Origin of the sequence: Kribbella sp. NPDC050459 (assembly GCF_040655315.1) — a bacterium.
In the GTDB taxonomy this organism is placed as follows: Bacteria; Actinomycetota; Actinomycetes; order Propionibacteriales; family Kribbellaceae; genus Kribbella.
In genome coordinates this window covers 365,511-379,106 of record NZ_JBFAJQ010000006.1, presented here as the reverse complement: position 1 = coordinate 379,106, position 13,596 = coordinate 365,511, and the positions used below count along the sequence as shown (strand labels likewise).

The following is a 13,596-nucleotide window of genomic DNA, read 5'->3' as shown; positions in this document are numbered from 1 at the left end:
CACTCTAGAGGGGACGCGGCGGATGCCGCAGGACACCCAGGAGAAAGCGCGGGATGCCGAGCACGTACCGCTTCCAGAGCCGGCGCGGCTCCTTGTACAGCCGGTAGCTCCACTCGAGCCCGGCGCGCTGCATCCACCGCGGCGCGCGGTCCAGCCGGCCGGTGTGGAAGTCGAAGGCCGCACCGACCCCGATCAGGATCGTCGCGTTCAGCCGGCCGCGGTGGTCGGCCATCCAGCGCTCCTGCTTCGGCGCGCCGAGCCCGACCCAGACGATGTCCGGGCGGGCCTCGTTCATCCGCGCGACCGTCTCCGCGTCCTCCGCGTCGGTCAGCGGACGGTACGGCGGGCACTCGACGCCGACCACCTTCAAGGCCGGGTGCCGCTCCTGGAACCGCTCGCGCAGCTCGTCCGCCACGCCCTCGGCCCCGCCGTAGAAGTACTGCGTCCAACCGCGCTGCGCCGCCTCCGCCAGCACCCGCTCGAGGAGGTCCGGGCCGGCCACGCGGTCCATCTGCTCGAATCCCGCCTTCTTCCCGGCCCACACCAGCGGCATCCCGTCCGGCACGGTCAGCCCGGACGTGTTGTAGACCGCGGTCAGCCGCTCGTCGGCGCGGGCGTGCAGCAGGGCGTTCATGTCGGTCACGCAGACCAGCTGCCGGTCCCCTTGCTCGATCCAGTCGGCGAAGGCGCCGACCGTGTGGTCGAGGTTCGTCACGCTGACGTGGATGCCCAGCACGTCGACGCGGTCGGCGGCCGTCGTGGGTTCGGCCTGGATGTCGGTCATCGGTCGTCCCGTTCCGTCAGCGCCGCCAGATCGGCGTCGACCATGATCCGGACCAGCTCCGGCACGTGCACCTGGGCCTTCCAGCCGAGCTCGGTCGTGGCCTTGGACGCGTCCCCGATCAGCGAGTCGACCTCGGTGGGACGCTCGTAGCGCTGGTCGTGGTCGACGTACTTCTCCCAGTCCAGCCCGACGTGCTCGAAGGACAGCGCGACGAAGTCACGCACGCTGTACGACGTCCCGGTCGCGATCACGTAGTCCGCGGGGGTGTCGTGCTGCAGCATCCGCCACATGCCCTCGACGTACTCGGGCGCGTAGCCCCAATCCCTGGAGGCCTCCAGGTTGCCCAGGTACAGGCGCTGTTCCAGGCCGAGCTTGATGCGGGCGACGGCCCGGGTGATCTTGCGCGTCACGAACGTCTCGCCGCGCCGCGGGGACTCGTGGTTGAACAGGATCCCGTTCACCGCGAACATGTCGTACGCCTCGCGGTAGTTCCGGGTCATCCAGTAGCTGTACAGCTTCGCCGCGCCGTACGGCGACCGCGGGTAGAACGGGGTGTCCTCGTTCTGCGGCGGCGGGGTCGCGCCGAACATCTCCGACGACGACGCCTGGTAGAACCGGCAGTCCAGCCCGATCATCCGGATCGCCTCGAGCAGCCGCGTCGTCCCCATCCCGGTGGTGTCACCGGTGTACTCCGGCTCGTCGAAGCTCACCCGCACGTGCGACTGCGCGGCCAGGTGGTACACCTCGGCCGGCTGGATCGACGCCAGCAGCGTGACCAGGCGGGACCCGTCCGTCAGGTCGCCGTAGTGCAGGAACAGCCGCTTGTCCTGGGCGTGCGGATCCTCGTAGAGGTGGTCGATCCGCTTGGTGTTGAACGTCGACGCGCGGCGGATCAGGCCGTGCACCTCGTAGCCCTTGGCCAGCAGCAGCTCGGCCAGGTACGAACCGTCCTGGCCGGTGATACCGGTGATGAATGCTTTCTTCATGTGACGTTCTCCACGTACCAGCGGTAGGTGGCGGCCACACCGTCTTCGAGGGAAATCGACGGCTTCCACCCGAGCGCCTGCAGCCGGCTCACGTCGAGCAGCTTGCGCGGGGTGCCGTCGGGCTTGGACAGGTCGTTGCTGAGGGCACCGGTGTAGCCGACCACCCGGGCGACCAGCTCGGCCAGCTCCCGGATCGTCACGTCCGCGCCGACGCCGACGTTGATCGGCTCCGGCGCGTCGTAGTGCTCCAGCAGGTGCAAGCATGCATCCGCGAGATCGTCCACGTGCAGGAACTCACGCCGCGGCGTACCGCTCCCCCACAACACGACCTCCGGCGCACTCGAGGCCTTTGCCTCATGGAACCGCCGGATCAGCGCCGGCAGCACATGCGAGGACGCCGGGTCGAAATTGTCGTGTGGACCGTACAGATTCGTCGGCATCGCGGAGATCCAGCGCAGGCCGTACTGCCGGCGGACCGCCTGGACCTGCATGATGCCGGCGATCTTCGCGATCGCGTACGCGTCGTTGGTCGGCTCGAGCTCGCCGGTGAGCAGGCTCGACTCGCGGATCGGCTGTTCGGCGTACTTCGGGTAGATGCACGACGACCCGAGGAACAGCAGCCGCGGCGTGCGGACCTCCAGGCAGGCGTCCATCAGGTTCACCTGGATGCGCAGGTTGTCGCTGAGGAACTCGGTCGGGTGGTCCCGGTTCGCCAGGATGCCGCCCACCCGCGCGGCCGCGTCGATCACCACCGCCGGGCGATGATGGCGAAGGAACGTGAAGGTCTGCGCCCGATCGCGCAGATCCAGCTCCGCCGACGAAGCGCCGATCAGGTTCGTGTAACCGGCCGCCTCGAGCCGGCGCCACAGCGCCGACCCGACGAGACCGCGGTGACCCGCGACGTACACCGGTGCATGCCTGGGCAACTCATTGGCCATCAATACGCTCCCGCGCCGTAGAACACCGCGCGCACGGTCTTCCAGAGAATCAGCAGGTCCAAGGTCATCGACCAGTTGTCGACGTACCGCAGGTCGAGGCGGACCGACTCGTCCCAGGACAGGTCGCTGCGGCCGCTGACCTGCCAGAGTCCGGTCATGCCGGGCTTCACCAGCATCCGCCGCGAGTCGTCGGCGGCGTACAGCGCGACCTCCTCGGCCAGCGGCGGCCGCGGGCCGACCAGCGACATGTCGCCGCGCAGCACGTTGAACAGCTGCGGCAGCTCGTCCAGCGAGAACCGCCGGATCCACCGGCCGAGCGGGGTCATCCGCGGGTCGTTGCGCATCTTGAAGATGACGCCGTTGCCGTCGCTCAACGCGTACAGGTCGCTGAGCCGCGCCTCCGCGTCGACGTACATGCTGCGGAACTTGAGCATCGTGAACTCGACGCCCGCGCGGCCGACGCGCTGCTGCCGGAACAGCACCGGGCCGGAGCTGGACAGCTTCACCGCGAGCGCCAGGCCGATCAGCAGCGGCGCCAGCACGACGACGATGCCGAGGGCAACGACCCGGTCGAAGACCGCCTTCATCAGGTGCGGCCCGCCGCTGACCGACGGCCGCTCCAGGTGCAGCAGGGACAGGCCTGCCACCGGGCGGACCGAGATCCGCGGACCGGCGACCTCGATGATGCCCGGCGAGACGATCAGCTCGATACCGCGCTGCTCGAGCGCCCAGGACAGCCGGCGCAGCGACTGCCCGGCCAGCTCGGGATCGGTCGCGATCGCGACCACCTCGACCGCGTGCCGGTCGGCGGCGGCGAGGATGTCGGGCTCGTCCAGCGCCTCGACCTCACCGGACTCGCCCCGCGGCCGGCAGGTCGCCACCACCCGGAACCCGTCGGTCGGACGGCTCTCCAGGTGCTCGCACAGCGTCGCGGCCGGGCCACTGCGCCCGACCACGAGAACCCTGTGCATGCAGCGACCCCGGACCCGGTGCCGATGCAGGTCCTTGCGCAACGCATACCGCAGCAGGAGCGCGGCGACCACCATCACCGGGATCGCCAGCACCACGAAGCCGCGGGCGATCTCGGCCTTCGTCACGTACGACGTCATCGCGACCGCCGCGGTGAGCCCGACACCGGCGCGCATCAGCGACCGGAACTCGTCCGGCCCGGCCCCGTAGAAGCGCGGGTCGTAGCCCTTCGACAACGCGACGGCGGCCACCCAGGCCAGCGGCAGCACGCTGCTCACGACCAGGTAGCTCGAGCCGACGTGGTACCCGAACCGGGTGAGCAGCGCGATCGAGACGCCCAGCATCGCGGCGAGCAGGTCCCCGCCGACCGCGGCCCAGCGGTACACCCCCACCCAGCGCGGCTCGGTCGACCGCGACGGCAGCGGAACGATCGCCGGGACCTCGTGCGGGACGACCCAGAGCGGCCGACGGCTGTCCACAGCGTCAGGCGCTTCTGCTCCGCTCACTGCGGCCCCTCGTTCCCTCCCGCAACCACCCGGTCACTAACAGTGTCCGGCCTGGAGTGCAGCGTGTCCTTGTTAACCCGCGCGTCGGCGACGAGTCACCGAACATTACTACGCGGGCAGGCCGCGGGCGACACAGACTCCACAACCTTGTGAAGACTTTTCACAAGGTTGTGGAGCGGGCGGTTGGAAGGGGCTCAGGCGACCTCGACCTTGGGGATGTCGAACGCCTCGACGACGTCGGCCGGGATGTGCTCCAGGTCGCTGACGCGCAGGTAGTCGCCCATCGTCGTCCCGGTGCACTCGGAGTCGATGTTCGGCGCCGACCGGCCTTCCAGCGCGTCGGCGAGGTGCACGGTGCGCAGGTCGATGCTGAACCGGGTCCGGCCCGAGGTGTTCGGCACGCTGGAGTGCAGCTGCGCGCCGGAGAACAAGATGACGCCGCCCGGCTTGCAGATCGGCCGGATCTGCGGGATCAGCTCGACCTCTTCCTCCGGTACCGGCTGCACGCGGGTGTCGGTGCCGATCTGGGTGGCGGCGATCTTCCGGCTGGTCTCGTTCCACTCGGCGTAGTTGTAGACCCGCGAGCTGTTCTTCAGCGGCGTCTGCCAGTACTTGCGGTGGAAGGCCAGGCCGTTGTCGTCGGTGATCGCGAAGATCGGCAGCCACCAGTTCAGCTGCACGTGCGGCGCCGAGTACCAGGTGTCGCGGTGCGGGTGGAACGCGAACGCGATCCCGGTGGTCAGGTAGTCGTTCGACGTCGAGCTGCGCATCCGCGGGACGTCGAAGTACGTCTGCTCCTGGTCGCACCCGAAGTCGGCGAGCATCTCCTGGATCAGCCGCTTCGACTCCGGGTGGTGGATGAACTCCGGCTTCAGCTTCGCCAGCAGCGCGGCGTAGTCCTCGACCGCCATCTCGAACTGGGCCGTCTCCGGGTCCAGCGGCGCGAACGCCTCGCGGGCCATCGCCGCGGCGAACTCCGTCAGCGCCAGCGTCGACGGACGCGGCGAGTAGACGAACAGGTCACCGTCGTAGAGCTTGGCGCGCCGCTCGTCGTCGGTGAAGTCGGCGTCGACGTAGATGGAATGCATGATTGTCTCCTCTCAGACAATCGACCGCGCGGGGCGGATCCCCGTGTGTTCGAGAAATGCCAGCAGCCGTTCCCCGGCAGCGGCGGCACTGAACTCCGCCGCACTCCGGGCCCGCGCGGCGGCCGCCAGCGTGGCGCGTCGTGCGGGGTCTTCCATCAGGCCGATCAGGACGCGTGCCGCGGCGCCGGCATCGTCCAGTGGCCAGAACAGGCCGTCCACACCGGGCCGGACCACCTCGGGCACTCCCCCGACGGCGGCCGCCAGCACCGGCAGGCCTTCCGACATCGCCTCGGCGAGCACGATGCCGAACGATTCGGTCGTCGACGTGTGGCAGTAGATCTGGTGCCGGCGCATCAGCGCGCGGGCGTCCGGCTGGTACCCGAGGAAGGACACCTGGCCGGCGAGTCCGAGCTCGGCCGCCCGCGCCTCGAGCGCCTGCCGGTCGACGCCGTCGCCGACGACCGAGAGCGTGTACCGGTGGCCGCGCGCCGCGGCCGCGGCCAGGATCTCGAGCAGGTACCGGTGGTTCTTCCGGGAGTCCAGCCGGCCGACCGTGATCAGGTCCGCGAGCGGCTCCGCCCGGTCGACGGCCCCCGCGGTCCGCGAGACCGCGTTCGGGATGACCGCGCTCGGCAGGTCGCGCAGCGCCGGGATCCGGTTCTCGAGGCCGGCCTTGGTGAACTCCGAGACGTAGACGATGCCGTCGAGTCCGCTCAGCACCCGCTCCTCGAACTGCCGGATTGCGCCGAACAGCCGCCCGTCGCGCGGGATCTCGCCCTCGTCGGCCCATTCGTCGGCCTGCGAGATGTTGAAGTGCGCGACCATCACGACGGGCTGGGTACGGCGGACCTGCAGCGCCACCCCGGCCGAGATCGGGCACTGGGCGTAGATCACCGCGTCAGGACGCGCGGCCAGCCGGGTGCGCAGCGCCGCCTTCAGGTAGTGCGCGTGCCAGTACTGGTGCCACCACACGGCGGCGGGCCGGCTGACCGGCCGGATCCCGACCCGGCCCGCGAACACCGGCAGGACGAACGGTGACCGGGCCTCGAACGGGCTGACGATGCTGACCGGCCGCGACGAGTCCCGCAGGTATTCGTCGAACGTGCGGACGTGGCTCTGCAGCCCGGATCCGCCGCGCTGGCGCATCAGGGTCGCGATGACGATCTCGGACCCGGTCATACCGCTGCGCCCTCCGCGGCCGTGCGGGCGTACTCGTGCCGGGACTTGGCCAGCCTGCTCCACCAGATCCCGACCCCGGCGACCGAGGCGATCGCGCTGCCCCAGACGACGCCCTGCGCGTCCCACAGCACACCGCCGATCGCGGCGAGGCCGACGAACAGCGACGTGACGACGATCTGGCACTGCATGGTCCGATCGGCACGCCCGAGGGCCCGCAGCCCGGCGGACGGTCCGACGTGCAGGCATCCGGCCGCGGCGCTCACGATCACGCCGAGCACCAGCGCATGAGCGCCGGGCCAGACGCTGCCGAGCACCAACTCGCCGAGGCCGAGCGGGAAGACGACCAGGACCACCGCACCCCAGCCGAGTGCCATCGCGGACAGTCCGCCGCTCAGTCCCGCACACAGCCGCCACAACGACCGGTCACCGCGCTGCAGCGCCCGGGCGGCCTCCGGTACGGCGACCTGGCCGACGCCCATCAGCAGCGCGGCGACCGGGCCGATCAGCATCTCCGCGCCGCGGATGGATCCGGCCGCGGCGAGTCCGCCGGTCGCGGCGACGATCAGCGTCCGGACCTGGCCGCCGGCGCCGAGGACGACGTTCTCGACCAGGAACCGCGGTCCGAGGTCGCTGTGCCGCCGCAGCCAGCCGACGGCGTGCGCGGGCCGGGGCAGCACCCCCGATTGCCTGATCCCGTAGAGACCGGCCAGCGCCGCCGTACCGCCGAAGGTGAGCAGCGCGGCCGTGATCCCGAAGTCCAGGTAGCGGCCGCCGAACAGCACCGCCAGCATCAGCACCGTCCACACGGTGTCGTTCACGAAGGTCTTCGCACCCTCACCGGCCGCGAAGAACGCGGACCGCCAGCTGTCCTGGAACGTGAGCCCGGGCATGACGATGCCCAGGGCAACGAAAGCCGCGCCGACCTCGGAGCCCGGGGTGTGCAGCTTCAGGCCGAACCCGATCAGCAGGCAGATCACTCCGCTGATTGCACCGACCAGCAGCGCGACACCGCCCGACGCGGCCATCGCCTGCTTGCGGGCGTCGTGATCCGACACGCTGTAACGGACCATCAGGGCGTCGGTCGACAACGCCCGCGAGCAGTTCAGCGCCACCGAGTACGCGAGGAAGGCGAGGCCCAGCGCGCCGAGACCGGTGGCACCGAGCAGCCGGGCGACGAACACCCCGAGCAGGAAGTTGCCGAGGCTGGACACCGCCTGGTCGCCGATCCCCCAGCCGAGCCGGCCCGCGACCTGCTTGCGCAGGGCAACGCGATGCCCGCCGGCATGCTTGGTCGCGTGGCGTCCGCTCATCGCACCGCCCCGCGAACCGGCTTGAAGAGAGCGTCGGACAGGTCGCGGAAGAGCTCGCCGAGCCGTGCTCTGTTGTCGGCGTTGCGCTCGGCCAGCGTCTTCTCGATCACGGCCTCGTCGGCCTCGAGCTCGCCGACCTGTTCGACCAGGCGCTCGAGGTCCAGCGACCGGACGTCCTGCACGTACCCGGAGAGACCCATCTGCGCCATCACCGCGTCGTGCTTGCGGCCGTAGCCGATGGCCAGCGTCGGCCGTCCGACCTTCAGGCCGGCGACGACGCAGTGGTAGCGCATCGCGACGACCGTCTGGACCGATGCGACCTGGTCCGTCAGGCCCTCGAACGAGGAGAACGGCTCGTACGACACAGGCAACCGGCTGAGGCCGGCCCAAGCACCTTGCGCGTCGGCCAGCACCTCCTTGGCGACCTCCTCGTCGAGCCGGTCGCCGATGAGCAGGCGGACGCTCCGGCCGGATTGGACGAGCAGCCGCGTGAGCTCCTTCATCTGGTCGACGTACTTGGCGTGGACCTCGTCGGCGCGGGACCGGTCGCCGGGTGAACCGTAGTAGGCCATCACGCCGAGCCCGACCGACTTCGGTTCGGGCTCCCGGGTGACCTCGAGGGGCAGCCAGAACGCCATGTCGGCATAGGCCTTGTCCTGCGGCGCCGCCACCCCGGTCTCGCGGCCGACCTCCAGCGAGTACTCGTCGCGGAACGAGCGGTAGTTCACCAGCCGGGCCGCGGCGCGCAGCAGCAGCCTGATGGCCCGCTCCTCGACGCGCGAGCCGCCGACGCAGACGAGTCCCGTCCGGACGCCGAACAGCCGGCCGGAGACCGCCATCACCAGCATCGTGTACGGCAGCTCCCACGGCCGCTCCGGCAGCGTCCCCTCGAGCACGCCGGCGCCCGGGACGATGACGACGTCGTGGCGGCGCACCCAGCGGGCGGTGCGCCAGGTGTCGATGACACCGGCGACCGGGATCCGCGCCAGCGTCAGCAGCTTCTGCGCGATCCTGGACCGGGCGGGTTTGCGGGACTGCAGCCAGTGCATCTCCATGGCCGGTACGCCGAACCGCTCGGTGATCTCGTCCGGACCCTCGCACATGAAGTCGAGCGTCGCGTCGGAATGCCAGGCGCGCAGGTGATCCATGACGGCGTCGAGCATCGCGTCGTTGCCGATGTTGCCGCCGCCGAGACGCCCGTACAGACCGACCCGCATGTCAGTTCCCCTCCGAGCCGGCCACCACGGCGTGGACGGACAGCGTGTCGATCGCACCGAAGTCCTGGATCGGCGCCGGTTTCGAGCGGCCGGGCATCCGGCGGGTGACGCGGCTGGTCAGCCAGCGGCGGATGTGCCGGTTGCACTCGCGCCGCTCGGCGGGCGTCAACGGAGCCCGCCGGACGGCGGCGAAGTAGCCGAGGATGTACTCGGCGACCAGCCGGGCCGGCGGGTGGACGAGCTTGTTGGAGCGCCGCGGGTCCAGGTTGCGCGACCAGCTGCTGATGGTCGGGTTCGCCTGCAGCGCGCGGCCGTCGTGGTGGCGCCGGAAGTACAGCCAGTCCGGCACCTGCAGGAAGCGGCCGTGCAACGCGACCTCGGCCATGAACACCTGGTCGGCGTGGTAGAAGCTCCCGTGCGGCTTGACCTTGCGCAGTACGTCGGTGCGCATCACGCCGTAGAAGTCGTCGGCCTGGATCGCGCCGGGCAGGTCGCCGTCGAACAGCATGCTGCGCAGCCGCTCGGGCGCCTGCGGCGCGTCGGTGTGCAGCGGGTACTCGAGCGCCTGGATCACGGTGTCCGCGCCGTCGATCGCCGCCGTGTAGCTGTGCGCCAGGATCGCGTCCGGGTGCTGGTCGAGCAGCTCGACGCAGCGGGCGACCAGGTCACGCGCCCACAGGTCGTCGCCGGAGGCCCACTTGAACAGTTCGCCCCGGCTCTTCTGCAGGACGAAGTCGTGGTGCGGCGCGGCGCCGACGTTGCGCTCCTGCCGGTAGAAGGTGATCCGCGGGTCCCGTGCGGCGTACTCGCGGCAGATGTCGTCGGTGCCGTCGGTGGACGCGTTGCTGGACAGGATCAGCTCGAAGTCGGTGTAGGTCTGGCCGAGGACCGCGTCGATCGACGCGCGCAGGTAGTCCTCGCCGTTGTACACCGGCAGGCCGATGCTGAGTCGCGGCCGAATACGGTCAGCGGTCATGACAGGCTCCCAACTGAGTGCGGCGCGGTCCGGTGGACCGGCGTGAGAAAGCGAGGCGATGCGGCAACGACAAGCAGCGGTACGGCGAGCAGCAGGCCACCGATCACGTCCGTGAACCAGTGCATCGACAGCAGCAGGAGCGACAGGCCCATCGTCAGCTCGGCCACCACCGCCACCCACCACGCCCAGGCCGGTGGGCGTTCCCGCCACAGCAGCAACACGCCGCCGAGGCAGGTCAGCAGGATCACCATGTGACCGGACGGGAACGAGCCGCTGAACGAGCCGACGTGCCCTTGCGGATCCGGTCGCGCCACGATCGCCTTCGCGACCTGGGTGATCACGACGGCGGCCAGCGCGAGGATCCCCGCGAACACCAGCGGCCGCCACGACCTGCGCCGGACCGCGGTCAGCGCGGCGACCAGTGCGAACACGACGAGCGCGACCTCGGGCGCCGCACCGTCGACGACGTTGCCGAAGATCTGTTGCCAGATGCCCCAGACGTCGTCCGGGCGGAAGACCTGGCGCAGGTCCTGGTCGAGGCCGTTGACGTGCCCGGCCGACGCCACCACGGCGAGCACCACGAACGCCACCACGCTGGCTACGGCCAGGAGGTTGGTCGAGGTGAACCGGGCAGCTCGCATGAGGTTCCTTCAGACGTACTTACGGAAGACGGGCCGCACCGGACGGCCGCCCAGGAACGCGTTCACGTCCTGGGCGTCGAGTGCCTGGCGGTAGACCGTGCACGCCTTCGCGACGACCTCGACGGTGCGGTCGAGGTCGGCGTCGGTGAGCGCGCTGCTGACGACGAACGACGGCCCGATCACACCGCCGGTGATCAGCTCCCGGAGGAACAGGGTGCGGTAGATCTGTGACGGTTGCCGGTCTTCGTCGAGCGTCGCGAAGACGAGGTTGCTGGCCCGGCCGCGGACCACGACGTGCTCCTGGACTCCGGCCGCCGCGGCGACCTCGCGGACGCCCCGGGCCAGCCGCTCACCGCGCTCGTGCAGCCGCGCGGCGATGTCCTCCTCCGCGTAGACCTCGGTCACCGCGATGGCTGCCGCGAGGGCGTGCGACTCGGCGCCGTGCGTGGTGGACAGCAGGAAGACGCGCTCGTGGCTGTCCCGCAGACCGCCGCGCTCCATGTACTCCCGCTTGCCGGCCAGCGCGGACACCGCGAAGCCGTTGCCGAGTGCCTTGCCGAAGGTGGACAGGTCAGGCGTCACGCCGTACAGGCCCTGGGCGCCGGCCGCGGAGAACCGGAAGCCGGTGATCATCTCGTCGAAGATCAGCAGCGCGCCGTAGCGGTGCGCCAGGTCGCGCAGGCCTTCGAGATACCCGGCCGGCGGGTCGTGCTGGGTCGCGGCCTCCAGGATCAGGCAGGCGATCTCGCCGTCGTGCTGCCGGAACAGCTCCTCGGTGGCGGCCAGGTCGCCGTACGGGAAACCGACCGTCAGCGCGCCGATCTCGGCGGGGATCCCGGCCGACATCGGCGTCCGGGTGATGAACCAGTCGTCGATCGAGAAGAACGCGTGGTCGGCGCAGATCGCCACCAGCCGGCGGCCGGTGACCGCGCGGGCCAGCTTGACGGCGGCCGACGTCGCGTCCGAGCCGTTCTTGGCGAACTTCACCATCTCCGCGGTCGGCACCGTGGCCAGGAAGCGTTCGGCGGCGTCCAGCTCGACGATGCTCGGGCGGACGAAGTTGCTGCCGCGGTCGAGCTCCCGGCGGACCGCCTCGAGCACCTTCGGGTGCCGGTGGCCGAGGCTGACCGCCCGCAGGCCGGAGCCGTACTCGATGTACTCGTTGCCGTCGACGTCCCAGACGTGCGCGCCGTCGCCGCGCTCGATCACCGGCGCCATCTGCTCGGGGAACTGGTCGTCGCCCTTGGCGTAGGTGTGCGCGCCGCCCGGGATCACGTCGTGCAGCCGCTTGTTCGCGGCGTTGGACTTCTCGAACGATCTGGTCATGTCAGCCTCGCAGTGGCGAGTGCCAGTGATGCGGCGGCCTTGTCGCGCTCGGACATCAGCGTGATCGGCAGCGGCCACGGGATGTCCAGATCGGGGTCGTCGAAGCGGATCGCGACGTCCTCGGACGGGTCGTGCGCACGGTCGATGCGGTACGAGACGTCGGCCGGCTCGGTGAGGGCCTGGAACCCGTGCGCGCAACCGGCCGGGACGTAGACCGTCACCTGGTTGTCGCCGGTCAGGTCGAAGGTCTCCCGGTTGCGGTACGTCGGCGAGTCCGGGCGCAGGTCGACGACGACGTCGAACACCGCGCCGTACGAGCAGCGCACCAGCTTGGCCTCGCCCTTGCCGGAGCGGGTGTGCATGCCGCGGACCACGCCCTTGCGGGACCGGGAGATGCTGTCCTGCACGAAGGCGTCCGGGTCGAGACCGGCCTTGGCGACCACGTCCCGGTCGAACGTGCGGGAGAAGAATCCCCGTTCGTCACGGTGCGGCGCCGGCCGGAACAGCAGGACGCCGGCGATGCCCGGGATCTCGATGACGTCCATGTCAGCGACCTCTCTCGTGCGGTTCCGGGAGCGGGACGAGGTACGTCGTGCCCCAGCCGCCGTCGGCCTCCAGCTGGGCGATGATCTCGTCGGCGATGTCCCAGGTCAGGACCAGGACGACGTCGGGCTTCGCGGCCAGCAGGTCGGCGATCGGGCGGATCGGGACCAGGCAGCTGCCGGGGATCCGGCGGCCGTGCTTGCCGGGTGCGAGGTCGACGGTGAACGGCAGCAGGTCCGTCGTCACGTTGCTGAGGCCGAGCAGCACCGGCGCCTTCGACGGGGCGCCGTACCCGAGCACGGTCCGTCCGGCGGCCCGGTGGCGGGCCAGTTCGTCGTGCAGCGCGCCGGCCGCGTGCCAGGCGGCCTCCTGCAGGCTGCCGAGCTGCACCTCGTCCGCGAGGCCCGCGGCGTCCTCGTCCTCCAGCACCACGTCGATCGATGCGTCCGGCCGCGCGTCGGCGGTGTGCCGCAGCATCACCATCAGGCTGCCGCCGTACATGTCGACCTGCTTGACCGACTCGACCATCAGGCCGTGCAGCGCGGCGAGGTTGCGCAGCGCCCGCAGCGACACGTACGCCCAGTGCCCGTGCCGGATCGTGTCGAACTGGTTCCCGACGAACAACGGCAGCAGGTGGTGGAACTCCATCACCAGCAGCCCACCCGGTGCCAGCCGCTCGGCGCGGAGCTTCAGCGACGCGCCGTACTGCGGCTCGTGCACGATCCCGTGCACATCGATGACGAGATCGGCCTTCTCGCCATGGCCGGCAAGCCGGCAGCCCGCCGCGGTCAGGTGGTCGAGCCAGGACCCGCCATGCGGACTGCCGAACTCGAACACCACCCCGCCAGTCAGTTCCGGGTAGTCACGAAGGATCTCCTTGACCGAGGCCTCCGCATGCGCCCGGCTGGTCGCCGACTCCACCGCCAGCGGCTCCTCGGCGATCTGCGCCTCGACCGGACCGAGCTGCACCAGCGTGCAGTCCCGGCACAGCCACAGCGCGAGCGGCCAGCGCGGATCAGGTCCGGGCGCATCGGCAGCCGGGAAGTAGTCCGCGCACGGCTGCTCGCCGATGTCCACGACGGGTACGGCGTCGGCCGACCCGCACCCACGGCACCTGAAGCTCACTACATCCC

Annotated in this window: 13 protein-coding genes; all 13 read right to left on the bottom strand. The window is 70.6% G+C overall.

Translation table 11 applies throughout. The features are described from left to right. Positions 1-4: 4 nt before the first annotated feature. A complete protein-coding gene (locus AB0I12_RS22770; protein ID WP_359933060.1) occupies positions 5-784 on the bottom strand; it encodes a WecB/TagA/CpsF family glycosyltransferase in 780 nt (259 codons plus the stop codon). Next, on the bottom strand, positions 781-1,770 hold the full coding sequence (gene gmd, locus AB0I12_RS22765) for a GDP-mannose 4,6-dehydratase (RefSeq protein ID WP_359933057.1): 990 nt from the start codon (positions 1,768-1,770) through the stop codon (positions 781-783). The genes AB0I12_RS22770 and gmd overlap by 4 nt, the downstream gene beginning before the upstream one ends. Further along, positions 1,767-2,708, bottom strand: coding sequence for a GDP-L-fucose synthase (locus AB0I12_RS22760; protein WP_359933054.1), 942 nt, complete (start codon positions 2,706-2,708; stop codon positions 1,767-1,769). The genes gmd and AB0I12_RS22760 overlap by 4 nt, the downstream gene beginning before the upstream one ends. Beyond that, complete coding sequence (locus tag AB0I12_RS22755) at positions 2,708-4,183, bottom strand: sugar transferase (RefSeq protein ID WP_359933051.1); 1,476 nt, start codon at positions 4,181-4,183, stop codon at positions 2,708-2,710. The genes AB0I12_RS22760 and AB0I12_RS22755 overlap by 1 nt, the downstream gene beginning before the upstream one ends. 194 nt (positions 4,184-4,377) lie before the next feature. Further along, complete coding sequence (locus AB0I12_RS22750; RefSeq protein WP_359933048.1) at positions 4,378-5,271, bottom strand: phytanoyl-CoA dioxygenase family protein; 894 nt, start codon at positions 5,269-5,271, stop codon at positions 4,378-4,380. 12 nt (positions 5,272-5,283) lie between these two features. Continuing rightward, on the bottom strand, positions 5,284-6,450 hold the full coding sequence (locus tag AB0I12_RS22745; RefSeq protein WP_359933045.1) for a glycosyltransferase: 1,167 nt from the start codon (positions 6,448-6,450) through the stop codon (positions 5,284-5,286). Continuing rightward, positions 6,447-7,760 carry a hypothetical protein gene (locus AB0I12_RS22740; RefSeq protein WP_359933042.1) on the bottom strand — a complete coding sequence of 438 codons (1,314 nt, stop codon included), beginning with the start codon at positions 7,758-7,760 and terminating at the stop codon, positions 6,447-6,449. The genes AB0I12_RS22745 and AB0I12_RS22740 overlap by 4 nt, the downstream gene beginning before the upstream one ends. Then, positions 7,757-8,977, bottom strand: coding sequence for a polysaccharide pyruvyl transferase family protein (locus tag AB0I12_RS22735; RefSeq protein ID WP_359933039.1), 1,221 nt, complete (start codon positions 8,975-8,977; stop codon positions 7,757-7,759). The genes AB0I12_RS22740 and AB0I12_RS22735 overlap by 4 nt, the downstream gene beginning before the upstream one ends. Before the next feature lies 1 nt (position 8,978). Further along, the gene (locus AB0I12_RS22730) at positions 8,979-9,953 is read right to left on the bottom strand and encodes a glycosyltransferase family 2 protein (RefSeq protein ID WP_359933036.1); all 975 of its coding nucleotides are present in this window, start codon (positions 9,951-9,953) and stop codon (positions 8,979-8,981) included. After that, complete coding sequence (locus AB0I12_RS22725) at positions 9,950-10,594, bottom strand: phosphatase PAP2 family protein (RefSeq protein ID WP_359933033.1); 645 nt, start codon at positions 10,592-10,594, stop codon at positions 9,950-9,952. Before AB0I12_RS22725 ends, AB0I12_RS22730 begins: the two co-directional genes overlap by 4 nt. Positions 10,595-10,603: 9 nt before the next feature. Then, positions 10,604-11,920: a glutamate-1-semialdehyde 2,1-aminomutase gene (locus tag AB0I12_RS22720; protein WP_359933030.1), complete on the bottom strand. Its 1,317-nt coding sequence runs from the start codon at positions 11,918-11,920 to the stop codon at positions 10,604-10,606. After that, a complete protein-coding gene (locus tag AB0I12_RS22715; protein ID WP_359933027.1) occupies positions 11,917-12,465 on the bottom strand; it encodes a dTDP-4-dehydrorhamnose 3,5-epimerase family protein in 549 nt (182 codons plus the stop codon). The genes AB0I12_RS22720 and AB0I12_RS22715 overlap by 4 nt, the downstream gene beginning before the upstream one ends. A 1-nt stretch (position 12,466) precedes the next feature. After that, entirely contained in the window at positions 12,467-13,588 is a 1,122-nt protein-coding gene (locus AB0I12_RS22710; protein WP_359933024.1) for a class I SAM-dependent methyltransferase, read from the bottom strand. Positions 13,589-13,596 lie beyond the last annotated feature (8 nt).

Bases quoted from the DNA above. Each gene is read 5' to 3' on its own strand.
- gmd (WP_359933057.1), bottom strand. From the start codon at position 1,770: ATGAAGAAAGCATTCATCACCGGTATCACCGGCCAGGACGGTTCGTAC.
- AB0I12_RS22730 (WP_359933036.1), bottom strand. From the start codon at position 9,953: ATGACCGCTGACCGTATTCGGCCGCGACTCAGCATCGGCCTGCCGGTG.
- AB0I12_RS22725 (WP_359933033.1), bottom strand. From the start codon at position 10,594: ATGCGAGCTGCCCGGTTCACCTCGACCAACCTCCTGGCCGTAGCCAGC.
- AB0I12_RS22740 (WP_359933042.1), bottom strand. From the start codon at position 7,760: ATGAGCGGACGCCACGCGACCAAGCATGCCGGCGGGCATCGCGTTGCC.
- AB0I12_RS22770 (WP_359933060.1), bottom strand. From the start codon at position 784: ATGACCGACATCCAGGCCGAACCCACGACGGCCGCCGACCGCGTCGAC.
- AB0I12_RS22760 (WP_359933054.1), bottom strand. From the start codon at position 2,708: ATGGCCAATGAGTTGCCCAGGCATGCACCGGTGTACGTCGCGGGTCAC.
- AB0I12_RS22715 (WP_359933027.1), bottom strand. From the start codon at position 12,465: ATGGACGTCATCGAGATCCCGGGCATCGCCGGCGTCCTGCTGTTCCGG.
- AB0I12_RS22720 (WP_359933030.1), bottom strand. From the start codon at position 11,920: ATGACCAGATCGTTCGAGAAGTCCAACGCCGCGAACAAGCGGCTGCAC.
- AB0I12_RS22750 (WP_359933048.1), bottom strand. From the start codon at position 5,271: ATGCATTCCATCTACGTCGACGCCGACTTCACCGACGACGAGCGGCGC.
- AB0I12_RS22745 (WP_359933045.1), bottom strand. From the start codon at position 6,450: ATGACCGGGTCCGAGATCGTCATCGCGACCCTGATGCGCCAGCGCGGC.
- AB0I12_RS22735 (WP_359933039.1), bottom strand. From the start codon at position 8,977: ATGCGGGTCGGTCTGTACGGGCGTCTCGGCGGCGGCAACATCGGCAAC.